Source organism: Thermosynechococcus sp. GLH187 (assembly GCF_031583395.1).
Lineage (GTDB): Bacteria > Cyanobacteriota > Cyanobacteriia > Thermosynechococcales > Thermosynechococcaceae > Thermosynechococcus.
In genome coordinates, this window is sequence record NZ_CP134175.1 from 2,511,772 (window position 1) to 2,533,658 (window position 21,887).

At 55.0% G+C, this 21,887-nt stretch carries 22 protein-coding genes, 1 tRNA gene and 1 pseudogene; 11 read left to right on the plus strand and 13 right to left on the minus strand.

From position 1 onward, the window contains the following. Positions 1 to 28: 28 nt before the first annotated feature. From RHI63_RS12295 to ftsH, 3 genes are read right to left on the minus strand one after another with little or no spacing between them, the layout of a single operon-like run. Complete coding sequence (locus tag RHI63_RS12295) at positions 29 to 1,117, minus strand: LOG family protein (RefSeq protein ID WP_310821645.1); 1,089 nt, start codon at positions 1,115 to 1,117, stop codon at positions 29 to 31. A gap of 31 nt (positions 1,118 to 1,148) precedes the next feature. Next, a complete protein-coding gene (locus tag RHI63_RS12300; RefSeq protein ID WP_302678436.1) occupies positions 1,149 to 3,293 on the minus strand; it encodes an ATP-binding protein in 2,145 nt (714 codons plus the stop codon). A 14-nt stretch (positions 3,294 to 3,307) separates the two neighbouring features. Beyond that, complete coding sequence (gene ftsH / locus RHI63_RS12305; RefSeq protein WP_310743119.1) at positions 3,308 to 5,236, minus strand: ATP-dependent zinc metalloprotease FtsH; 1,929 nt, start codon at positions 5,234 to 5,236, stop codon at positions 3,308 to 3,310. Positions 5,237 to 5,372: 136 nt separating this feature from the next. Here ftsH and RHI63_RS12310 point away from each other — a divergent pair, with 136 nt between their 5' ends. Together RHI63_RS12310 and RHI63_RS12315 are read left to right on the plus strand one after the other, a co-directional pair. Next, on the plus strand, positions 5,373 to 7,172 hold the full coding sequence (locus RHI63_RS12310; protein WP_206200405.1) for an aspartate kinase: 1,800 nt from the start codon (positions 5,373 to 5,375) through the stop codon (positions 7,170 to 7,172). Then, entirely contained in the window at positions 7,159 to 8,073 is a 915-nt protein-coding gene (locus tag RHI63_RS12315; protein WP_310743863.1) for a DMT family transporter, read from the plus strand. The genes RHI63_RS12310 and RHI63_RS12315 overlap by 14 nt, the downstream gene beginning before the upstream one ends. Here RHI63_RS12315 and RHI63_RS12320 read toward each other — a convergent pair. Beyond that, entirely contained in the window at positions 8,063 to 8,422 is a 360-nt protein-coding gene (locus tag RHI63_RS12320) for a hypothetical protein (protein ID WP_310821646.1), read from the minus strand. The two genes, RHI63_RS12315 and RHI63_RS12320, sit on opposite strands and share 11 nt — an antisense overlap. Before the next feature lie 78 nt (positions 8,423 to 8,500). Between RHI63_RS12320 and prmC the strand changes: the two genes are divergently transcribed. Further along, on the plus strand, positions 8,501 to 9,376 hold the full coding sequence (gene prmC, locus RHI63_RS12325) for a peptide chain release factor N(5)-glutamine methyltransferase (RefSeq protein ID WP_206200408.1): 876 nt from the start codon (positions 8,501 to 8,503) through the stop codon (positions 9,374 to 9,376). Here the strand turns inward: prmC and RHI63_RS12330 are convergent. Continuing rightward, entirely contained in the window at positions 9,373 to 9,636 is a 264-nt protein-coding gene (locus RHI63_RS12330; RefSeq protein WP_149819902.1) for a DUF3493 domain-containing protein, read from the minus strand. The two genes, prmC and RHI63_RS12330, sit on opposite strands and share 4 nt — an antisense overlap. A 107-nt stretch (positions 9,637 to 9,743) precedes the next feature. Here RHI63_RS12330 and RHI63_RS12335 point away from each other — a divergent pair, with 107 nt between their 5' ends. Then, positions 9,744 to 10,322: a M23 family metallopeptidase gene (locus RHI63_RS12335; protein ID WP_206200409.1), complete on the plus strand. Its 579-nt coding sequence runs from the start codon at positions 9,744 to 9,746 to the stop codon at positions 10,320 to 10,322. Positions 10,323 to 10,341: 19 nt separating this feature from the next. Here RHI63_RS12335 and RHI63_RS12340 read toward each other — a convergent pair. Further along, a tRNA-Asp gene (locus tag RHI63_RS12340) sits at positions 10,342 to 10,415 on the minus strand. Between the two features lie 63 nt (positions 10,416 to 10,478). On the opposite strand from RHI63_RS12340, the gene RHI63_RS12345 reads away from it, so the two are divergent. Further along, complete coding sequence (locus RHI63_RS12345) at positions 10,479 to 10,865, plus strand: HEAT repeat domain-containing protein (RefSeq protein ID WP_302678443.1); 387 nt, start codon at positions 10,479 to 10,481, stop codon at positions 10,863 to 10,865. On the opposite strand, the pseudogene RHI63_RS12350 reads toward RHI63_RS12345, so the two are convergent. Then, a pseudogene (locus RHI63_RS12350) lies at positions 10,818 to 11,622 on the minus strand (IS630 family transposase). The gene RHI63_RS12345 and the pseudogene RHI63_RS12350 sit on opposite strands and share 48 nt — an antisense overlap. A 131-nt stretch (positions 11,623 to 11,753) precedes the next feature. Here RHI63_RS12350 and RHI63_RS12355 point away from each other — a divergent pair. After that, the gene (locus tag RHI63_RS12355; RefSeq protein WP_206200410.1) at positions 11,754 to 12,086 is read left to right on the plus strand and encodes an endonuclease domain-containing protein; all 333 of its coding nucleotides are present in this window, start codon (positions 11,754 to 11,756) and stop codon (positions 12,084 to 12,086) included. 198 nt (positions 12,087 to 12,284) lie between these two features. Here RHI63_RS12355 and RHI63_RS12360 read toward each other — a convergent pair whose 3' ends face one another. Continuing rightward, positions 12,285 to 12,722: a single-stranded DNA-binding protein gene (locus tag RHI63_RS12360; protein ID WP_206200411.1), complete on the minus strand. Its 438-nt coding sequence runs from the start codon at positions 12,720 to 12,722 to the stop codon at positions 12,285 to 12,287. 178 nt (positions 12,723 to 12,900) lie between these two features. On the opposite strand from RHI63_RS12360, the gene RHI63_RS12365 reads away from it, so the two are divergent. From RHI63_RS12365 to RHI63_RS12375, 3 genes are read left to right on the plus strand one after another with little or no spacing between them, the layout of a single operon-like run. Beyond that, positions 12,901 to 14,199, plus strand: a complete 1,299-nt coding sequence (locus RHI63_RS12365) for an FAD-dependent oxidoreductase (RefSeq protein WP_310743120.1) — start codon at positions 12,901 to 12,903, stop codon at positions 14,197 to 14,199. Positions 14,200 to 14,237: 38 nt separating this feature from the next. After that, positions 14,238 to 14,813 (plus strand): DUF3365 domain-containing protein, encoded by a 576-nt coding sequence (locus tag RHI63_RS12370; protein ID WP_310743121.1) that lies wholly within the window; start codon positions 14,238 to 14,240, stop codon positions 14,811 to 14,813. A 12-nt stretch (positions 14,814 to 14,825) separates the two neighbouring features. Then, on the plus strand, positions 14,826 to 15,302 hold the full coding sequence (locus RHI63_RS12375; protein ID WP_206200414.1) for a DUF3122 domain-containing protein: 477 nt from the start codon (positions 14,826 to 14,828) through the stop codon (positions 15,300 to 15,302). Here the strand turns inward: RHI63_RS12375 and RHI63_RS12380 are convergent. The 3 genes from RHI63_RS12380 to RHI63_RS12390 are packed head-to-tail and all read right to left on the minus strand — an operon-like array spanning position 15,299 to position 18,315. Further along, positions 15,299 to 16,774 (minus strand): anthranilate synthase component I, encoded by a 1,476-nt coding sequence (locus tag RHI63_RS12380; protein WP_399382245.1) that lies wholly within the window; start codon positions 16,772 to 16,774, stop codon positions 15,299 to 15,301. The two genes, RHI63_RS12375 and RHI63_RS12380, sit on opposite strands and share 4 nt — an antisense overlap. Further along, a complete protein-coding gene (locus tag RHI63_RS12385; RefSeq protein ID WP_206200416.1) occupies positions 16,672 to 17,574 on the minus strand; it encodes an energy-coupling factor transporter transmembrane protein EcfT in 903 nt (300 codons plus the stop codon). The genes RHI63_RS12380 and RHI63_RS12385 overlap by 103 nt, the downstream gene beginning before the upstream one ends. A 9-nt stretch (positions 17,575 to 17,583) precedes the next feature. Beyond that, entirely contained in the window at positions 17,584 to 18,315 is a 732-nt protein-coding gene (locus RHI63_RS12390; protein ID WP_302678449.1) for a PspA/IM30 family protein, read from the minus strand. A 239-nt stretch (positions 18,316 to 18,554) separates the two neighbouring features. Here RHI63_RS12390 and RHI63_RS12395 point away from each other — a divergent pair, with 239 nt between their 5' ends. Beyond that, positions 18,555 to 18,869 carry a pentapeptide repeat-containing protein gene (locus RHI63_RS12395; protein WP_310438619.1) on the plus strand — a complete coding sequence of 105 codons (315 nt, stop codon included), beginning with the start codon at positions 18,555 to 18,557 and terminating at the stop codon, positions 18,867 to 18,869. Here the strand turns inward: RHI63_RS12395 and RHI63_RS12400 are convergent, their stop codons facing one another. After that, the gene (locus RHI63_RS12400; RefSeq protein ID WP_206200419.1) at positions 18,870 to 19,970 is read right to left on the minus strand and encodes a histidinol-phosphate transaminase; all 1,101 of its coding nucleotides are present in this window, start codon (positions 19,968 to 19,970) and stop codon (positions 18,870 to 18,872) included. Between the two features lie 114 nt (positions 19,971 to 20,084). Between RHI63_RS12400 and RHI63_RS12405 the strand changes: the two genes are divergently transcribed. Beyond that, the gene (locus RHI63_RS12405; RefSeq protein WP_206200420.1) at positions 20,085 to 21,026 is read left to right on the plus strand and encodes a DnaJ C-terminal domain-containing protein; all 942 of its coding nucleotides are present in this window, start codon (positions 20,085 to 20,087) and stop codon (positions 21,024 to 21,026) included. Position 21,027: 1 nt separating this feature from the next. Here the strand turns inward: RHI63_RS12405 and panB are convergent, their stop codons facing one another. After that, positions 21,028 to 21,813, minus strand: a complete 786-nt coding sequence (gene panB, locus RHI63_RS12410) for a 3-methyl-2-oxobutanoate hydroxymethyltransferase (RefSeq protein WP_206200421.1) — start codon at positions 21,811 to 21,813, stop codon at positions 21,028 to 21,030. Between the last annotated feature and the right edge of the window lie 74 nt (positions 21,814 to 21,887).

A 21,887-nucleotide genomic window follows, 5' to 3' on the forward strand; every position in this document is an offset into this window, starting at 1 on the left:
TCAAAAACGGTCATCTGGGGGCGATCGCCTATTTGCGTTCGGGATGGTACACAGTTTCCGCCGTGGCAAAGCCATTGAGGCGATAGATGAGTTGGTAAAGACGGCTGTAGTCCCGCTGGTTAAAGTGCAGGATCAATCGCGGCAGGTGGAGCGTGTGGGTCAAGGCAGGACGGTTAATGGGTTGCTCGTCTTCCACTTCCCGAGGCAACGGTTCAGCGCGTTCAATCTGCCCCGACACGAGGATGTCTTGAAAATCGCGATTGAGTTCTGCCAAGGCGGCATCACTAATGTCTTGGTTCAACCGCAGCACCAAGCGATCGCCCACATAGCGGCTAGAGTGATAGACACGATAAAAGCCACTGAGGTAAGCCAACCCCTCCTCAACACTGGTGCAGATGCGGTAGAGTTCCTGATCTTCACGGTTAATTAGTCCCTTGGCTGCCAGTTCTTCACGAATAAATTGATCCCAATGTTGCCAGTAGGTACCACCGGGAATGTCCATCAAGACCAAGGGTTTAGGGGGAGCTTTGCCCGTTTGACAGAGAGTCAAGCATTCAAAGGCTTCATCTTGGGTGCCAAAGCCACCAGGAAATACAGCAATGGCATCGGTTTCCTTGAGCAAAAAGAGCTTGCGCGTAAAGAAGTACTTGAAGTGAATCAGACGCGGATCCCCTTCAATATAGGGGTTAGCCCCCTGCTCAAAGGGGAGTTCAATGTTCAGGCCAAAGGACTTATTGGAGCCTGCCCCTTTGTTGCCAGCCTCCATGATGCCACCCCCGGCACCGGTGATAATCATAAACCCCGTGGCACTCGCCGCTTGGGCAAAGGCCACCGCCATTTCATAGACAGGCGCCGTGGAGGGAGTGCGTGCCGATCCAAAGATCGAAATTTTGCGGGTATGGCGATAGGGGGCAAAGACCCGCAGGGCTTGGTGCATATCCCGCAGGCAGGAACGCAGAATCTTCCAATCTAGTCGTTCCAGTTCCTCATCAGCAATATCCAGAAAAAGTTGCAGGGCTTGGTAAATCACGTCGCCGTGGGGCACCCTATCCAAGCGACGAATTAACTGTTCAAGGTCTTGCTGTAGGCTACTTAAAGCGACTCGCGAAAGGGTCATGGCACCCTAAGAACGTTAGCACCCTATTTTATCAGGCAGCGGGATCACCTGATGCAGTGGGTAGGCTGAGGGTAAAGGTGGTAATGCCCGCTTCACTGTCGGCGCTAATTTCACCCTGCAATTGCTCCACGAGTTTTTGGGTGAGGGCAAGGCCTAAACCCGTTCCCCCCTGTTGCCACGGATCGGCATTGGGAATGCGATAAAACTTTTCAAAGATGCGCGGTAGCTCCTCACTAGGAATCTCTGAGGGATTACTCACTTGAATTTGCAGGCGATCGCCCCCGATTGGATCAAAACGGACAACAATCTGTGCGCCAGCAGGGCTGTACTTACAGGCATTGTTGAGTAACTCTGCCAAGATGCGGGCTAAGGCATGGCGGTTGGAGAGGAGGGGCGGCAACGTGGCGGGGCGCAAAATCTCAAGGGATTGCTGCCGCTGTTGCATGCGGTTGCGGAAGGGTTCGAGCACCGAGGGCAGCCAACTGTCGAGATCAATCACCTCCTGTTGAATCTGGCTGCGCCCTGCCTCTAGGCGTTGCAGATCCAGCAAATCATTGATCAATTCCGTTTCGCGGTTGCACTCATTGGCGAGAATGTCGAGGTAGCGTTTCTGGCGATCGTCGGTGGCAAATTGCTTCAGCATATAGATGGCCATTTTCATATTGGCCATGGGGGTACGCAACTCGTGGGAAACGGTGCTCAAGAAATCATCCTTAATGGCATTGAGCCGCTCTAGCTCCTGCATTTTCTGTTCCAGTTCGGCAGTACGGGCGCGCACTTGGCGCTCCAAATCCGCATTGAGTTCTTGTACCTGTTGGTAAAGCTGCGCTTGGTGAATGGCGAGGGCACACTGATCGGCAATGGTTTTGACGAGGCTTAAATCTTCTGGTGTCCAAGACTTGGGCAGGGTTTGTTGCCAAAGCTGGCGATCGCTCGCCAAAACGGACGTTGCCTCACTGGGTTCCCACTCCCAATCGAGGAGCGTAATTTGCCCGAGGAGTTGGCCAAGGTAAACTAGGGGAGTGATCACCAAGGCATTGACATTTAAGGTTCTGAGATCCGTTTGCAGCGGCTCTGGCAGATCTGGGCGACTGGCAGCTAAGACCACCTGTTCACCGCTGCGAAGGGTAGATTCAAAGAGGACGATCGCCTGCTGGTTGAGAGCAATCAAGTGGTTGGGTAAGCTGACAAATTGAGGACGGCTGGCATAGGTAGGGCTATTGGGCGCATGGGTTTGCGTAATCAGGCAGAGGGTCGATCCCAAGGCTTCTAGGAGTAAATCAGCGGTAATTTGCAGAACTTCCGCTGCCACCATAGTGGTACGCATGGCTTGAATGATGCGGTTAATGATGGCCTCACGGCGGGCTTGGTTGCGCAGTTGTTCCTCGGCTCGCTTGCGATCGGTGACATCCATGACATAGCTGCGGATCAGCTCACTTTCATAGATGTAGTGAATGGATTGCTCGTAGATGCGCCCTTGGTACTCCACCTCCCGCACATGCACTTTTTCTTGGGTTTGCTTCATGTAGCGTGCGAGTTCCGGCAATCCCAGCAATAGAGGATGAGTCAACTTCTGTTGCTGTAGATCTCGAAACTGTATCACTGCCGCTGGATTGAGATACGTCACCCTCCCCTCTAAATCCACTTCCAAAATTGGGTTGGGCGTCAGCTCCGGATAGGAGGCCAAGCGCACTAAGGCCGCTTCACTAAAATTCTCGATATTACCTTCACTGAGGGGGACAAGTGTTGCAAAGGGATTGGTGCTTTTGGAGAGAAATCCTAAGACATCGGTACTGCGGCAAAAATCCTGAAACTCCGTATCCGTCATGTTCGTCAAGGTCAAGTAGCGGGCACGCACATCGCCGCCAAACACAATCATGTCACCGCCACGCAAATCATGGGCAACAATCCGCTGGCCATTGACCAGAGTGCCATTCGTACTGCGCTTGCCCTGCAAATCACCATCAATGAGGCGAAAAAGATGGCTATTGGTTTCAGGACTGGTCACCCGTAGGAGAATAGCGTGCTGCCGTGAGACCATCTTCGAGTGAAGCACAATTGAATTCGTTGGATCGCGACCGATGGAATAAGTGGCTGCCTCTAGCAAAATAGGTCGCCGCCCCTCACTGTCTTCGAGGACTAACAGGTGGCGGACTGCCTGCCGCTCGTGGCTCACCGTTGCCTCCTTGCCTAGGACGGCTGGGCACCCTGACGAAAGGATACTGGTGTCGCTGTCACCTTCCAAGTGGGTTCTTTGACAGGTAGGGTAGTATATTGGCGCACCAAGGCACGGAACTCATCACCGTCAATGGTTTCTTTCTCAAGGAGCAGCTCCACCAGCTTATCAATGGCCACCCGATGCTCGCGGATCAGTTTGCGGGCAATCTCGTAGCAGTGCATAACAATCTCGCGCACTTGGTGGTCAATTTGCACGGCCACAGCTTCAGAATATTCAGCGCGCGGCATGAGATCTCGACCCAGAAAGACCTCGTTGCCCGGCGTTTCAAGGGCTAAGTGTCCCAAATCCGACATGCCGTAACGGGTCACCATTTCCCGCGCCAGATTGGCCACTGCTCGCAAGTCGCTACTGGCACCCACGGTGACTTCAGCATCGCCAAAGATTTCCACTTCGGCAGCGCGTCCCCCCAATAGAATGGTGATCTCATCGAGGAGCCATGCGCGGGTATAGAGGCCACTATCCACCCGCTCTTCATCAAAGATCTGCTGGGCAAAGCCGCCAACGCCCCCAGACCGGGGAATAATGGTCACTTTATTGAGGGGATCCGCATGTTTCAAGAGCGTCATCAGTAGAGCATGACCCACTTCGTGGTAGGCAATCAGCCACTTTTTCTTGCTGTCGAGGAGGGGAGTGAGCGTCATGCCAATCGTCACGCGATCAATGGCATCGTCAATTTCGGCATTGGTAATGGCCGGTTTGCGACGCCGAGCAGTGAGAATTGCGGCTTCATTGAGGAGGTTGGCCAGTTCGGCACCCGAAAAGCCGGGGGTACGGCGGGCGATCGCCTCTAGGGACACTTCGGGAGCAATTTTCTTGTGCCGCGCATGGACTTGGAGAATTTGCAGGCGTCCCTTGTAGCTGGGCAAATCAACGGTAATTTGGCGGTCAAAGCGACCCGGACGCAGGAGGGCAGCATCCAAAACATCGGGGCGGTTCGTTGCCGCAATCACAATAATGCCCGTATTCCCCTCAAAGCCATCCATTTCCGTCAGGAGTTGATTGAGGGTTTGCTCGCGCTCATCATTGCCACCGCCAATGCCGGCACCCCGTTGGCGACCGACGGCATCAATTTCATCAATAAACACCAGACAAGGGGCGTTTTCTTTAGCCTTTCTGAAGAGATCCCGCACACGGGAGGCACCGACGCCCACAAACATTTCCACAAATTCAGAACCAGAAATGGAAAAGAAGGGAACCCCGGCTTCACCGGCGATCGCCTTGGCAAGGAGCGTTTTTCCGGTTCCTGGTGGCCCAACTAGCAGCACCCCCTTGGGAATACGGGCACCAATGGAGGTAAATTTCTCTGAATTCTTGAGAAAGGTCACAACTTCCTGCAGCTCTTCTTTGGCCTCTTCAATCCCAGCCACATCGCCAAAGGTCACCCCCGTTTGTGCCTCCATTTGAAAGCGGGCGCGGGATTTACCAAAGTTGAGAATCTGCCCAGGGCCGCCGGGGGCATTACTCGCCCGCCGCAAAATCATCAGGAATAAAATCAGCAGAAAGAAGCCCAGCATCAAGTTAGAAATGACGCCAACCACTGCCCCATCACTGCTAGAGGGCACCACCCGCACCGTCGTGTCATAGCGGGTACTCACTTGGCGCAGCAGTTCTACAAGTTCAGGATTGCGATCAAAGAGCCGTACCTCTTGGGGGGGAGATTGTTCGGGTTGATCTTTACGGCGAAACTTGGCTAGCCCCTGTTCCTGATAGAGTTCGACGGAGCTGACTTCACCCGCCTTGAGGGCATTGAGGAATTGACTGTAGGAAACGGTGTTGTTATTGCTCGATTGCGCTAAACCAATGTGAGTGGGAGCTAACGAGAGACCCACGACCAAAGCCAGTTGACTCAGCCGTTGGGAAAGGCGTTGAGCGTATTTCATCGGCACCCGTTTCCGAAATTCAGTTCTAATTTCCAGTTTAACAGCGATTTTTTAGTTCCCTAGCGCCCTGGATCAGCCACAGCCAAGAATCACCGCCCTAAATATAAAATAGGACAGCATTCTCTTTAGAACGCCCATGGGACTGATTGTACAAAAGTATGGCGGCACGTCCGTCGGTAGTGTCGAGCGCATTCAAGCGGTAGCCCGCAGAGTCAAGGCAACTGTGGCAGCGGGACATCAGGTAGTGGTGGTGGTCTCGGCCATGGGCAAAACCACGGATAGCTTGGTGCAACTGGCCTATGCCATTAGCGATCGCCCCAGTCAGCGGGAAATGGATATGCTGCTTTCCACGGGGGAGCAGGTCTCGATCGCCCTGTTGACGATGGCGCTCCATGCCTTGGGGGAACCCGCCATCTCCCTCACCGGTGCCCAAGTGGGCATTGTCACCGAACCGGCCCACACCCGTGCCCGCATTCTCCACATTGAGACCCAGCGCCTCGAACGGCACCTCAAAGAAGGACAAGTGGTGGTTGTGGCCGGCTTTCAGGGGATTACTGCTGCTGCGGATTTTGAAGTCACCACCCTTGGGCGGGGTGGCTCGGATACCTCGGCTGTGGCCTTGGCGGCGGCGCTGCGGGCGGATTGCTGCGAAATTTACACCGATGTCCCCGGCATTTTGACCACGGATCCGCGACTGGTGCCCAATGCCCAACTCATGAGCGAGATTACCTGCGATGAAATGCTGGAGTTGGCGAGCCTAGGGGCAAAGGTCTTGCACCCCCGCGCCGTGGAGATTGCCCGCAACTATGGCGTGGATTTGGTGGTGCGCTCCAGTTGGACGGATGATCCCGGTACCCGTGTCATTGCACCATCGCGGCCGCCGCGTCCCGTGGAAAATCTTGAACTGGGCAAACCTGTGGATGGGGTGGCGCTGGATACGGATCAGGCGAAGGTGGCACTACTGCGGGTGGCCGATCGCCCCGGCGTTGCGGCACAGCTTTTTGGTGAACTGGCACGGCAAAATCTTGATGTGGATTTAATTATCCAATCCATTCACGAAGGTCAGACGAACGACATTGCCTTCACCGTGCAAAAGCGCGTTCTTAAACAAGCCGAGGCTGTTGCTGTGGCCTTTTATCCCCGCTTGAATCCACGGGTTGAAGAGACGGATGTGCTCGTGGATGCCGACATTGCCAAGGTGAGTATCACCGGTGCCGGGATGATTGGCCGACCGGGGGTGGCCGCTCAGATGTTTTCGGCCTTGGCGGCAGCGGGCATTAACCTACAAATGATTTCCACCTCTGAAGTGAATGTCAGTTGTACAGTGGCCGCAGCGGATGCAGGTCGAGCGATCGCTGTTCTCTCCCAAACCTTTGATGTGGAAGCCGCCACCACTGTCCCCCAAGAAACCCCCGATGCCCCAGCGGTGCGGGGCGTTGCCCTTGATCCCAAGCAGGCGCGGATTGCGATTCGCGATGTGCCCGATCGCCCCGGTATGGCGGCGGCAATTTTCCAGACCCTTGCGGATGCCGCCATTAGCGTGGATATGATTATCCAATCCCAGCGATCGCGTTCCTTGGGGGGTGTGATGACCCGCGATATTGCCTTTACGGTGGCCTCTGCCGATGCCGAGCGAGCCACGGAACTACTCAAGGGGGTTCAGAGCCAATTGGGCTACGGCGACATCCTCATAGATACGGCGATCGCCAAAGTGAGCATTGTTGGTGTGGGGATGATCCACCGTCCGGGGATTGCAGCGCAAATGTTTGCGGCCCTCGCCCGTGAAAACATCAACATTCAAATGATTGCCACCTCGGAAATTCGCGTGAGTTGTGTGGTGGCAGAATCGGAGGGGGTGCGGGCGCTGCGGGCGGTGCATACAGCCTTTGGTTTAGATGGTGAGGCTCCCGTCGTCATTCCCGATGTCGGTAAATAGACCGCCCTATTGGCAAATTGCCCTTGTCCTCGGCGTGGGCGTGTTGGCGGTTTCTACAGCTGCTGTGCTGGTGCGCTGGGGGGTTGCTGATTTAGCCACCGATTCCCTAGGCATGACCGTGGGGTTGAGCATTTTCTTGGCCAGTGGTCGCCTCAGTTTGGCTGCTCTCTTTTTGACCCCGCAACTTTACACGTGGCCGTGGCTAGACCTGACTCGCCAAAATCTGCGTTGGGCACTGGCGGCTGGGGTTGCCCTTGCGGCGCACTTTAGCCTCTGGTTCACCTCACTGCACTACACCTCGGTGGCAGCCTCAACCACATTGGTGACCACAACGCCCATCTGGTCGGCGCTCGTCGGGTACCTTTGGCAGCGACAAACCCTTCAACCCCGTGCTTGGGTGGGCATGGCGATCGCCCTTGGCGGCAGCGCCCTAATTGGGACGGCAGAACCGACGAGTGCTGTGGCAAGGAACCCCCTACTCGGAAATGCGCTGGCGATCGCGGCGGCGTGGGCGGTCAGTGCCTACTTTATCTGTGGTCAAGCGGCTCAAAAGGCGGGTCTGGCGATTCACCACTACGCCCTTGTGGCCTATGCCACTGCTGCCTTGGTTCTCTTGCCCCTGCCGCCACTGCTGGGTCTGACTTACGGAGGTTGGCCGCTGAAGCTCTATGGTGCGATTCTCCTGCTGGCTTTGATCCCCCAGTTGGTGGGGCACACCAGTCTCAATTGGGGGGTGCGTTGGCTTTCCCCTACATGGGTAACTCTTCTGGTGTTGGCAGAACCGATTGCTGCGAGTCTCTTTGCCCTGCTGCTCTTTGGTGAGGTGCCGACAACGGCAGTGATGACGGGGGGCAGTCTGGTGCTGGTGGGTTTAAGTGTAGCACTGTGGCCTAGTCCCTAGGGGGGTTCGGCGATCGCCGCCGCTGTTTGAGGGTATCCAAAGCATCCCCCAAGGCGGTAATGAGTCCCTCACGGGTACGGGCATGATTTTGCCGTTCCTCCTCTAGGGCACGCCGTAGCCGTTCATTGTCCAAGAGGGCTTCAATCAGTTGTGCCTGAAGTTCGGCAACAGAGGTTTCACTGCGCACGCGGGCCTCAATCCGTGCCCGTTCGTCCGCCCATTCCGAGGCTTCGGGATCTACAGGCGGTGGGGGCGGTTCAGGAACCAGTGACGGCAGTTCATTTGCTCGCGCCTGCGCCCGTTGCAGTTGCTCTTGCAGACGTTGAAGCTGTTCCTGAAAATCTGCCACAGTGGATAAGGCACAGTTAGAAATTCTAGGGCTATTTTGATACGAGTATCCTCAGAAAACAAGGGTCAAGATATATTCGTGAGTAGCGAGGCACTCCAAGCATGGTGGCACTGGGCACAGGCGATCATTCCAGCCCCTGAGCGCGAGAGTGGCCTACGGGAGTTAAAACAATTTCTCAGTGCCTTCACACAGTTGAGTCCCCTTGACATCACCCTGCGCCGATTTCCGCCCGAGATTCCTCTAAAACTGCCCCTTGCAGAACTCCAAGAGCGTTGGCAACGCCGCTGGCAGGAGCGGGTTCCCCTGCAATATCTCATTGGTACGGTTCACTGGCACGATCTGGAATTAGTTGTCACCCCCAGTGTGTTGATTCCTCGGCCAGAAACAGAGGAACTCCTAGAAGTGGTGGCAGTAACGGTACCCCCTTGGCAACAACAGGGGCATTGGCTGGATTTGGGTACGGGGAGTGGGGCGATCGCTATTGGCTTGGCGCGGTTATTTGCGGCGGCGCTGGTGCATGCCGTAGATTGTAGCCCTGAGGCCCTAGAGGTCGCGCAAGTCAATATTCAAAAGTACGCTTTGGGCGATCGCGTGCGTTGCTATGTTGGCAGTTGGTTTGCCCCCCTTACCCATCTGCAAGGGCAGGTGCAGGGCATTGTCAGTAATCCTCCCTATATTCCCACCCGCCTAGTGGCCACTCTCCAACCTGAGGTGCAGTACCATGAACCCCCCCTTGCCCTCGATGGTGGTGCGGATGGCTTGCAGGCAATTCGTCAGATTGTTGAGACGGCACCAGAGTATCTTCAGCCCCAAGGCTGGCTCTTTATCGAATTGATGGCAACCCAAGGGGAAGCTGTGGCGGCGCTAGCAATGGCCACCCAAGCCTATGAACGAGTGGAAATTCTTCGGGATCTCAGTGGCCACGATCGCTTTTTGCTCGCTCAAGCAGTTTAGCCGCGATCCCAGCGCCAGAGAGCAACCATCAGGGCAACCACTCCGATTTGTAATGCCAGATTCCACACCAAATCGTTACCAGCAGTGCCCGCCAATCCCTTGAGGCCAAGGATAAAGGCACCCATGAGTCCGGAAGCGGCAAAAACGGCATAGAAAACGCGCCGTAGTCCCCGATAGGGAGCGGCTGCCTCGGCTCGCAGGCGATCGCGCAGAGTTGATTGAGTCACTTCAGCCGGTTGCTGGGGTTTGTGAGTAGCCATTTTGATTTTCCCATCACCTGAAAATATCCTACGTCCCTACAATGGGGAACGGTGTGCATCAATAACGGTCTAAGGCCGTAGGCCAAAAGAGATGTGAGGAGTTTGATATGCATTGGCAGCGAATCAGTGTAGCCCTGGCGATCGCCTTGGGTAGCACGGTTGCAATTCCCCAACTCAGTCAACCCTCCCAAAATACTGGTGCAGGGACACTCCGCTGGAGCGATGCTTCCTTTCCTGTGGAAAATTTCCAAGGCTATACCTCTCCCTTTGGCTACCGGCGATCGCCCACGGGGGAACCCACGACCGAATTTCACAATGGCCTTGATTTTGCTGCTCCTCAAGGGAGCTATATCCGTAATTGGTGGGTCGGGCAGGTGATTGAAGTTTCCGATCACACCGCCTGTGGCACACTGGTACGAATTCAATCGGGGGCTTGGGAACACGTTTACTGCCACATGATGGGGCGGGTTGAGCAGACCCCCCAAGGACGAGCCATGGTCGATCGCGCCGGTGGCATTTTCATCCTAGAGGGGCAGCGGGTACCCACGGGGGCACGTATTGGTCGAGTGGGCATGACAGGCCGCACCACCGGACCTCACCTTCACTGGACGCTCCGCCACCGAGGGCAATTGGTCAACCCTGCCGTGGTTCTACAGGCCATGTATGGTAGCCAGGCCCAACGATAACTTTCTGATTAAAAACTAACGGGACTGACGGGGCTCGAACCCGCAACTTCCGCCGTGACAGGGCGGTGCTCTAACCGATTGAACTACAGTCCCAATTTTTGAGCGATTTTTAGACTATCAGGAAAATCATGGCTTTGTCAACTGGTTAAATTTGCCTTGCTGGGCGATCGCCTGCGGGGCATCAATCAACTGCGTAGCCTTGACCCCAACGATGCCTTTCGGCTCATTCAACCCCTCAGCCAAGATGAAAATTCCCGTGTCCGCTACACTGCGGTGAGTCAAATTGCCAGCCTTGGGCACGTCAATCTCAATCAAGCCCATGACCTGTTGCGCGATCGCCTGCTCCATGACAGCGAAACGGATGTCCGTGCTGCCGCAGCGGATGCGATGGCTGCCCTACAAGTTCCCTTTGCCCTTGAAGATTTAGAAACGGCCTACCACAGTACCGATGATTGGCTGTTGCAGTTTATAGCAATTCTAATCAAGAATGAGACATCATCCAGCACAATACTTGCGAATCACCTCATCAATCGAACTGTTTGACCCTGCATACATCCGCGCTCGCTTCAACGCACTAAAGTTGTGCTCAATCACATTCAAATCAGGAGAGGATTTCGGTAAAAATAACACCTCGTGACCCGCCGCTTTCACCACTGCCTGAATCGCCCCTTTTGGATGAATCGGTGCATTATCCATCATCAACAACGACGGTCTCTTTAACGCCGGCAAACAGTACTGACTCAGCCAGCTCACAAACCCTAACGCATTCAAGTATCCGCAAAACAGCATTGGGGCGATGAAGTCTTTCTGGTATCTATACCGTCCTGCGACTCAACTCTCTCTTTTCTGACGCTTCCCCGCTCGCTCTCCATAAATTCGTTCGCCTCGCGCTGACCACCCATACTCACACTCCACCCAAGAGTCAAACCCCGTCTCATCGATAGACACCCCTGTTTCCTCCCCATGGCTCTCTACCCATGTGTTGAGCTGCTGTTGATACGCTTGTCGCTCTGCCTCACACCTTTCTTGGTAACGTATCTGTTTTCTTTCGAGTGATGCCCATCTGGGCGAGGGCATAACTAATGGTGGAAACTTGGACGCCAAATCGCTGGGCACGGTCGATTAAACGGTCATCGGGATGGGCAGCAACATCCGCTGCTAAGGCCGCCCAATCCAGTTTCCAAGGACGACGGGGGACAACTGTGGGGGCTAAGTCGTCTCGCTTCAGCCAGCGATGGATGGTGGCGCGGCTCACCTGAAAGATTTGAGTTGCTTCACTGATTTTGCCACCTTGCTGGATGTAGGAGACAACCCGCTCTCGTCAGTCTAAGCTATAGCTCATGTTCTTGAGTAACATTCATGACGCTTTGAGTATAGCCTATCCCTCTTGAAAATATCTCACTCCCTTTCGAAATAGCTATACGAAAAAGAATGACGCGATCGGAGGTGATTCTCTGGCAGCATCTCAAGGGCAAGCAGATGAATGGCTATGATTTCGATCGCCAACGTCCTATCGATGAGTACGTTGTTGACTTCTACTGCAAAAAGCTGAAGCTAGCGATCGAAGTTGATGGCTCATCCCACGATAGCGAAGAAGCTCAAGAGCAAGACCGCTACCGTCAGCAAAGGCTTGAAGCCTTAGGGGTTCGATTCTTGCGGTTTCGAGATGAAGAGGTGTGCCACAATGTTGAGGGAGTCCTTGAGGCGATCGCAACCTGGATAAAGGACAACGCCTCCAAAACTTTCCCTCCAGAGAGAGGCTAGGGGTGGGTCTGAGTTGGGCTGACTACGGAAGGGATGCGAAGGGAATTCTTGCCCTGTGAATTGCTGCGTGAATCTCATTTGTGACCTCTGCCCATCAGACTAAGAAGCCTCCCATGGCTCTCTAGTTCTCCTCATCCCAAACTGACGTGGGTGAGATGATGTGTTCGTGCTAAACGCTAGCTGAATCAGCGTCAATCCCTAGAAGGGTACCTCATCTAGGTTAATATCTTCGGGTTCGGGGGGTGGGGGTGCCACCTTCGGTGTGACAGGTGCCGTGGCTGCGGGTGTGGCCATGGGGGTGGTTGCCGGCTGTGCCGGATGATCCACAATATTGCCCTCAACGGTGTAGAAGCGGCTTACCACCAACTCGGCGCGTTTTTCTTTGAAACCTTCGGGGCGGTCAATGGTGTCCATTTTTAGCCGACCTTCTAAGATCAGGCGATCGCCCACTTTGCATTCTGCCTGCATTTTTTGCCCCAAATTGCCCCACGCCACTGTTCGCAAACTCATGGGTGGCTCTTCACTGCGCAGGCTAGCAAACTGCACCACCATTGTGGCCACCGCCATCTGATTTTCTTGGGTGTAGCGCAGTTCTGGCGCTTGAATCACTTCTGCAAAGAGGACGCAACTATTCATCCGATGAGCTTCCAACAGGTCGTGTTCTTTCCAGTATAGTCCCAACGGCTGCCGCGACAAGGCCACAGGATCAATACAGCGCGACGCTGGGGTTCTCCCTAGCACAGACGGCTGTAGCCAATTGTATCTTCTTATACTACCATATAGTTAATTAAATAAACTTACAGAGGACACGGTCATGGCACGGGTGGTTGTCCTTGGGGCGGGCATTGGCGGATTGCCCACAGCCTACGAATTGCGGCATCGTTTGGGCGATCGCCATCAAGTGGTGTTGGTCTCCGATGTGGATCGCTTTACATTTATTCTAGGACTAGTGGCAGTTGCCCTCGGACACCATTCCCTCGAACGCCTGCAAGTGCCCCTAGGGATCGTGAGCCGTCGCCATGGGTTGCAATGGGTGCAAGGCAAAGTTCAGCAGATTGACCCTAAAGCTAAGAAAGTCTATTTGCCTGAGCAAACCCTTGACTACGACTATTTAGTGATTGCCACAGGGGCAGAACTCGCCCTCGATTTGATTCCCGGCCTTGGCGTTCACAGTCATTCCGTGTGTACCCCCGCCCACGCAGTTGCCGCCCATCGAGGATGGCAAGCATTCCTCAAAGACCCCAAGGACTTAGTTGTGGGTGCGGCGCCGGGAGCCAGTTGCTTTGGGCCTGCCTATGAATTTCTGTTTTTGGCGGAGTATGCCCTGCGGCGTCATCGGTTGCGCGATCGCGTCAAGATGACATTCATTACCCCTGAACCCTACATTGGCCATCTGGGGATTGGTGGCTTGGCCAACAGTGATCAACTCACCCTAGACCTGATTGCACAGCGGGGCATTGAAACCATCACGAATGCCGAGATCACGGCCATTGAGCCGCATCGGATTTTGTTGCGGGATGGACGGGTAATCCCCTTTGGCTACAGCATGATTTTGCCACCTTTTCGCGGGCCAGCCTTTGTGCGTGCCTCGGGTCTTGGCAATGAAAAGGGATTTTTGCCCCTGCTGCCCACCCTTCAGCACCCCGACTATCCTGAAATCTATGGGGTCGGTATTAGTGTTCACCTGCCGCCGATAGAAGTCACCCCTGTGCCTATGGGCTTGCCCAAGACGGGTCAAATGACCGAGGAGATGGCGATCGCCGCCAGCCACAACATTGCCGTTGCCCTTGGGGAATTAGCCGCTGACCCTGTAGTGCCGACCCTCGATGCCCTCTGTTTTGCCGACTTTGGTGACACGGGTATTGCCTATATTGCCGCTCCTGTGATTCCTGAGACCCTCGGGCAGAAGCGCCGCTTGGCCTACGCCATTCAAGGATTGTGGGTGAGTTGGGTCAAGGCTGTCTTTGAGCGCTACTTCCTGCTGAAAATGCGATGGGGGCTAAGTGTTCCTTGGTTTGAACAGTGGGGACTGCGGCTCTTCTTTGGCCTTTCCCTTGTGCGTCCCCTTCAACCCCCCCTAGTTTCCAAGCAGCAACCGTTCGCAAAAGTTTGATATGCAACCGTTAACAACACTGACAAGGAGTAATTTTTATGGCGCGCCTCTTTCTCATGGGTCTGTTGATGGTTTGTCTATGGCTCAACAGTTCCTCAGTCACATTGGCCAGTGTGAATCCCGATGAACTGGGGAAAGCCGTAACCGCCATTGAACAGTTGGATCAAATGCGCATTGGCCTTGCCTCTACTTTAGAAGGAAGTCCCACGGAACCCACCCTTGACACCTTTAAGGCTGTTTGTGCCCCCGTGGGCAAGAAAGCGAAGGAAATTGCTGCTGCCAATGGCTGGCAACTGCGTCAGGTAGCCCTCAAGTACCGCAACCCCAACCATGCCCCGCGCACAGCGCTGGAAGTGCAAGCCCTCAATCGCTTTGATAACAATCGTCAACTCCAAGCCTTTTGGCAAACGGATGCTGAAGGGGTGCACTACTTCCGTCGCATTGATGTCCAAGCCAGTTGCCTTGCCTGTCATGGGGCGAAAAATCGGCGGCCTGCCTTTATTCAAGAAAAATATCCCAGCGATCGCGCCTATGGCTTCCGTGTTGGTGATCTGCGGGGCATGTACGCTGTGACGATTCCGCAAATTCAACAGGCACTCCAAACCTCACCCTAGGGAGGAACTTCAATGAAACGTTGGCAGCGTTTGTTACTTGTGATCCTGCTCGTCATTCCCCTGTGGCTAGCGGTGTCCCCCAGTAGCCCTGCCATGATTCGCACCATTGAAGAGGCTCCCAATCAAGTGGTGGTGCAGTCGCGGCATCAGTTGCGCGATAATCGTGGCTTCACGTGGCAGGTGATTCTCTTTTCCCGTCGTGACCAGTTGCAATTACGCTTGGTGGGGTTTCCCGAGCAGTACCACTTTCGCCATCTCGATCCCTTGGTGCTGATCACATCGAGCGGTCAAACCCTCACAGCCGTAGATGACTTTCCCAAGGCAGACTCCGTTGCCAATGTGGGACAGTTTGACCTGTTGCCCCTTGTACCGCGCTTGCCCCAGAGTGAACCCTTGGTACTGCGTCCGCCCCTAGAGGAGCAGGGGATTGAGATTGCTGTGCCTGCGGCTGTGGTAATTGAATGGCACGCTCTGATGGAGGGAGTCTAGGAACGGGGGCTGATGGGCGTAGGTGTCCCAAGGGCAAGGAGTAGGGCTTGGGCTTTGCTCAGGGATTCTTGCCATTCCCGCTCTGGATCACTGTCGGCCACAATACCGGCGCCCACTTGCCCCCAAGTCGTCTGGCGATCGCCCGCCACCAAAAGAGTACGGATGAGGATATTCAAGTCCAAATGCCCCCGCTGATCCCAGTAGCCACAGGAACCGTAGAACAAATTGCGGGGAAAGGGTTCCAAATCGGCCAAAATCGCCATGCAGCGTACCTTGGGACAGCCGGTAATCGTGCCACCGGGAAAGAGGGCACGGATCACATCCACAGGAGACAGCCCCGGCTGCAACGTGCCGCGAACATTGCTCACCAAGTGAATCACATGGCTGTAGTACTCCAGCGTTAGGAGTTCATCCACCACCACACTGCCCCACTGGCACACTCGCCCCAAGTCATTGCGCTCTAAATCCACGAGCATCATGTGTTCTGCCTGTTCCTTGGTATTGCTAAGGAGTTCCTCGGCCTGGGCGCGATCGCCCGCTGGGGTTTGGCCGCGCGGACGGGTACCAGCAATGGGTCGGGTTTGCACCCTATCTCCCTGCACTTGCACCAAGCGTTCCGGTGAGCAACTGACAATGTAGCCCCAAGGGGTCTGCCAAAAACTGGCAAAGGGAGACGGGTTAATCTGCTGCAGCCGCAGGTATTGTTGCCAAGGATCAACGCGCCCGTAATGGCAAAAGCGGGCCGACAGATTGGCCTGAAAAATATCCCCGGCACGAATATGGCGGAGAATCTGCCGCACCGCTGCTTGGTAGGTATCGGGTTGCCAGCCAGCGGCTAGTTCAATGCTGCCGGGGCGATCGGGTAGGGGCAGATGAAGGGCAGGGGACGTTTGCTCTAGGCTCTGTTGGAGAAGGGTTAACTCTGCCTCGGTGGAAGCTGCTAGATAGAGGAGATCTTCCTGATGATCTAAAACCGCGAAGGCTTGGGGTTCATACCAAAAGGCCACTGGAAAAGGGAGAGGATCAGGCTTCAGAGGCGGCAGGGCTTCAATTTCCCACGCCAACTCATACCCCAGCCATCCCAACCAGCCACCAGTAAAGGGCAGATGGCGCACCGCTTCAGGAACCGCTTCACATTGGGGAAAGCTGTGTAGCGTCGGCAGGACTTGACCCAAGGAGAGTGGCCACTGGCGATCGCGCCGTGGTGACCCCGCACAAATGGAGTAGCGCGCTTGGGGAGTCGGGGCTTGGGCTGGGCTTTCCAGTAAAACGGCAATTGGCTCAGTCAAAAACAATTGCTGAAAAATAGCGCGACCCGTGCGACGCCGCAGCGGCAAACAGCACCATAGCCACGGCTGACAGGGGAACATCAATGGTGTGTCACCCCCAACCAACCCAAACGAACCAACCAAAATAACCCCATGCCCCCCAGAGCCAACCAATCTCGCCGCTGCAGTCGCAGATGGTGCCAGGGATTATCGTAGGTTCCCGGTTCTTGAAAGCCCCGCACCTGCATCGCACAGGCCACCTGTTCTGCCCGCAGGAGTAAATTGTCCAACAGCCGTACTGCTAAGGTGAGCCACAACTTGATGCTGCCCTTAATGCCCACCAGTCGCCAATTGATAGCACGCGTCCGCACTGAGCGGCTCAGGTTTTGCACCTCTTCTAAGACCAAGGGAATAAACCGCAGCGACAGCGTCAAGGTCAGGGCAATTTCCGCCACCGGCAGCTTAAAGCGTTTCAGGGGCTGCATCAGATTTTCCAAGCCAGCGGTGACTTCTTCTGGGGCAGTGGTCAGCAAAAACAGATGCGTGCTGTAAAGGAGCGTAAACAGGAGGGTACTCAGGCGTAACCCCAAATCCAGCGATCGCTGGGAGACTTGCAGATGAATCGGAAACTGACCCACTTGGGCACGAAACTGCCACAGGATATAACTGTAACTCGTGGGCGGAGCGGTGGCTTCCAAAGGGCGGCGGGGTTGATAGGTGACCGCCATCCCATCGGGCATCAAAGCCGTGATGACTAGAATTAAACTCCCCACCAAGAGGAGCCACAGCAGTTGCCGCCGCCACACCCGTGCGGGAATCCCCCCTAGGAGGGTCAGGAGAATTAAACTGACCACTAGCCCCAACCGCCAACTGACATCCGCCAAAATAGGTGCCAACAGAAACGTCATCAACCATGCCAACTTAACCCGCGGATCAAGGCGGTGCAGCCAAGTCACCGGTTGTTCAAGGTATAGCCCCAAAGGGAGCGATCGCAGGAGATCCATGGAAAATAACTAGTTCTTCTTCAGTTCCCGCCGCAGGGCTTCCAACTCTGGATCGTAGGCAGGGGTGCTGCTGGGTGACAGTTGCGGGTTGGCCAATTCTGCCTTCAGCCGTGCCAAATCGTCATCCACACTGCCGGCTTCGAGGGCGGCAAACTTGGCTTCGAGGGTATCGCTATTGAGTTCAGCCACGGCTTGGGAGCGAGCCTCCATTTCCTGAACCCGTTCCTCCATGCGCTCAAAGGCGGCCATGGGGGCATTGGTGTTGAGGCTGCTAAAGGTTTGTTGCAGTTGCTCTGAGGCCTTGGCTGCCCGTGCCCGTGCCACCAGCATTTCTTTGCGGGTTTTCGCTTCCGCGATTTTGCTTTCAAGCTGCTGCATTTGTTTTTTGAGGGCTTCCACTTGGGTCACGGACTGCTCCAATTGCCCTTTGAGAGCCATGGCTGCATTCAGTGCTGTTTTTTTGCGACTCAAGGCCTCAAGCGCTAGTTGCTCATCCCCATGTTGCAGGGCAATTTTGGCACGGCGCTCCCACTCAGCCGCCTGCTGTTGATGTTGGTTGAACTGTTGCTCTAACCGCTTTTGGGAGGCGATCGCTTGGGCGACGGCTTGCCGCAGGGTCACCAGATTGTCCTGCATTTCAATCATGGTCTGCTCAAGGATTTTTTCGGGATCTTCAGCAGCACCCACCAGCGCATTGAGCCAACTGCGAACCACACGGCTGACGCGATCAAACAGTCCCACAGCGTTATCTCCCTATTGGTTCCTTATCTATAGCAGTATGCCACTTTCCTTAGACCCTTTGGCCACGAGTTCCAAAAACGGTCGCTGCCCTAGGCTTAAACTATAGTAAAATCATCAGAACCCTGATCCTACTTTTAGTGATGTCTGCTTCTTCGGGGCAACCTTCAGACGCCTTTGATAAACACGGTTTTCTCAGTCGCTACGCCCCAGCCATCATTAATCAAAATAGAGCTGATCAAATGCTGGCAGACTATGCCAAAGGGCGGCGTGACTTTCGGCGATTGGATTTGCGCGGTGTCAACCTAGAAGATGTGAATTTGGCAGGGGCCGATCTCAGTGGCTCGGATTTAAGCAATGCCACACTGACCAACGTGGATTTGACCAATGCCAAGCTGATTGAAGTTAAGCTGATCAATGCTGAACTGACGGCTGTGCAATTGCGCCAAGCCAACCTGAGTCGCGCCAACCTGCGGGGTGCCACACTGACCTACACGTCTTTAGCCACGGCAACCCTGCGGGGAACAGTCCTGCCCAATGGCCGCTTGTCCGATTAGCTAAAGCTGGTGCAAAAAAGCTTGCAGCCGTTGCCAAAAGCGCTCCATCTCCGCTGGTGTGCCAATGGTGACCCGAATGCCGCTAGCGATCGCCCGTACAAGAGTCCCCTGACGCCGCAAGGCATCACACAGGGGCTGGGTGTATTGCGGTTCCTGCAAGCGGAAAAAGAGGAAATTGGCCACACTCGGCCATACCCGCAGTTGGGGGCAACCCTGAAGCCGTTCATAGAGGCGCTCCCGCTCCGCTAGCACCGTGGGAATCTCTGCCAGCAACGCCGGCCGATGGTCAAGGGCAACTTGCGCCGCCACTTGAGAAAACGTAGGCAGGTTATAGGGCAGACGAACCTTTTCTAAAACCGCAATCACCTCGGCATTGCCAATGGCGTAGCCCACCCGATGGGCGGCGAGTCGAAAGGCCTTGGAAAACGTACGCAGAATCAACCAGTTGGGATGCGCTGCCAAGTCCCCCACCAGTGTCTTGCCCGAAAATTCAAAATAGGCCTCATCAATCACCACTAAAATGTCCTCAGGAAGCTGCTGTAGCCAGTCCACCTCCGCTGCGGTTAGGGGGTTCCCTGTTGGGGAGTTGGGTTGCAGCATAAAGAGAACGCGCACGGGGGGAGCCGCTTGGGCAATGAGGGTATTGGCTTCAGCAATTTGCACGGCAAAGGTGTCAGGATCGCGGGGCGATCGCTGGACGGGAATCCCTAGGGTTTGGGCGAGGATCCCGTATATGGAAAATGTCGGTTCTGCCACTAGGATAGAACCGTAGCCCCCGATCGCAGTGGCCAGTAAAATCGAGCGAATTAGCTCATCGGAGCCGTTGCCAACCGCAATTTGGTGTGGGGAGATCTCCGTTGAACTGTGTTCATTGACATAGCGGGCGATCGCCTGCCGCAGCGGCCAATGATGACTGTCGGGATAGCGATGACTGGCGAGGGTGCTGACATACTGTTGAGCTAACGCCTCCTTAAGGGCAATGGGCAAATCCCACGGAAACTCATTGGTATCGAGGTAATCCAGTTCTAGGGGTAGGGAGTCACTGCTGGGGGTGGAGTAGGCGCGGAGGTTGCTCAGTTCTGGACGAAGAAACGTCGCCATGCCAAGACGGTATAAAGGGATTCAACTATAATAGCACTGAGCTTTTTGCCTTAATTTGCTGCTAGCCCTGACACTAAATCTTCATCTTTTGATTACGTAGAGGCGAATGTTCCTATGGCGCGTACCGACTTCAAAGATTACTACCAAATCCTCGGGGTCAGCAAAAATGCCACGGATGCCGAAATTCGGCAAGCCTTTCGCCGCCTCGCGCGCAAGTATCACCCCGACTTAAATCCGGGGGACAAAGAGGCAGAAGCTCGTTTCAAGGAAATTAACGAAGCCCACGAAGTGCTCTCAGATCCGGAAAAGCGACGCAAATACGATCAATTTGGTCAGTATTGGCAACAGGCCAGTGCGGCGGGTGCCGGTGGCTTTAATGTCAATATTGGTGACTTTGGCGCTGACTTTAGTCAGTTTAGCAGCTTTGAAGACTTTATCAACGAGTTGCTGGGGCGATTTGCCACTGGCACCACCACAGGGCGTACCCGCACTTGGAGCAGCGCTGGCTTTGATTCATCGCCATTTGGGAGCACCGATATTGATTTAGAGGTACAAATTAGTTTCCAAGAGGCCTTTGAGGGGTGCCAAAAAACCTTCAAGATTGGCAATGAACAGGTGACTGTGACGATTCCCGCTGGCATTAAACCAGGAACGAAGTTACGACTGCGGGGGAAAGGTCAATATAACCCCTACACCCAACAGCGAGGGGATTTATATCTCGCGGTACAGGTGGCGCCCCATCCCCTCTTCCGCTTTGAAGAGGATCAATTGGTGATTGATTTGCCAATCACGCCGGATGAAGCTGCCTTGGGTGCTCAAGTCACGGTACCGACGCCCTCTGGGACTGTGGTTTTGAATGTGCCCCCTGGTACGCGATCTGGGCAATCGCTGCGGTTGCGGGGCAAAGGGTGGCGCAGTAGTAGCGGCATTACTGGCGATCTCTTGGCCAAGGTGCAAATTGTGCCCCCCAAATCCCTGAGTGCCCAAGAAAAAGAACTCTACGAAAAGTTGCGATCGCTGCGCACCTTTAACCCCCGTGCCCATTGGCCGCTCTAAGTTAGGGAAATTGCCGCGATTTTACAGCTTGGCAGTAGCTCTTAAGGGCAGCGATCGCCTGAGTGCCCAAGTCGGCATACACCTTAGCAAAGGGGGGCACCTGTGGACTCAAGCCCAAAACATCTGCCGTCACCAACACCTGACCATTACAGTAGGGGCCTGCGCCAATTCCAATCGTGGGAATTTCCAGCTTGGCAGTAATCTGCTGTGCCAAATCCGCAGGAATATGCTCCAAAATCACGGCAAAGGCTCCTGCTTCGGCCAGAGCAAGGGCATCTGCGAGAATTGCTTCTGCCCCCTGTGGCGTCTTCCCCTGTTGTCGCCATCCCCCCAACTGATGCACCCGCTGCGGCAACAGACCCACATGACCCAGCACCGGGATGCCGGCCTCCACTAAGCGCCGCGTTGCTGCCTGCACCACCGGAGAGGCACCTTCCATTTTCACTGCTTGGACGTCTGCTTCTTTGACTAAACGCCCCGCTGAGCGCAGGGCCTGTTCGGGGCTTTCGTGGTAGCTCAAAAAGGGCAGGTCACACACGAGGAAACTGTGGCTGACGCCCCGCCGCACCGCCTGCGCATGGTGAATCATCTGATCAAGGGTCACCGGCAACGTGGTTTGATAGCCAAGGGCAACCATACCAAGGGAATCCCCGACAAGGATCACATCCACCCCCGCCGCATCCAATAGCCGCGCCCACAGATAATCCCAAGCTGTGAGCATGGTAATCGGCTCTCCCTGCTGTTTTTTTTGCTGGAGTTGGGGTAAGGTTACGGGGCGACGCACCATAGTCAAATCCACGAGCTTCGTATCCCCATCCTCTAAAGGAACGCTCAAAACGTCAATTTAGCCACAGGCATAGA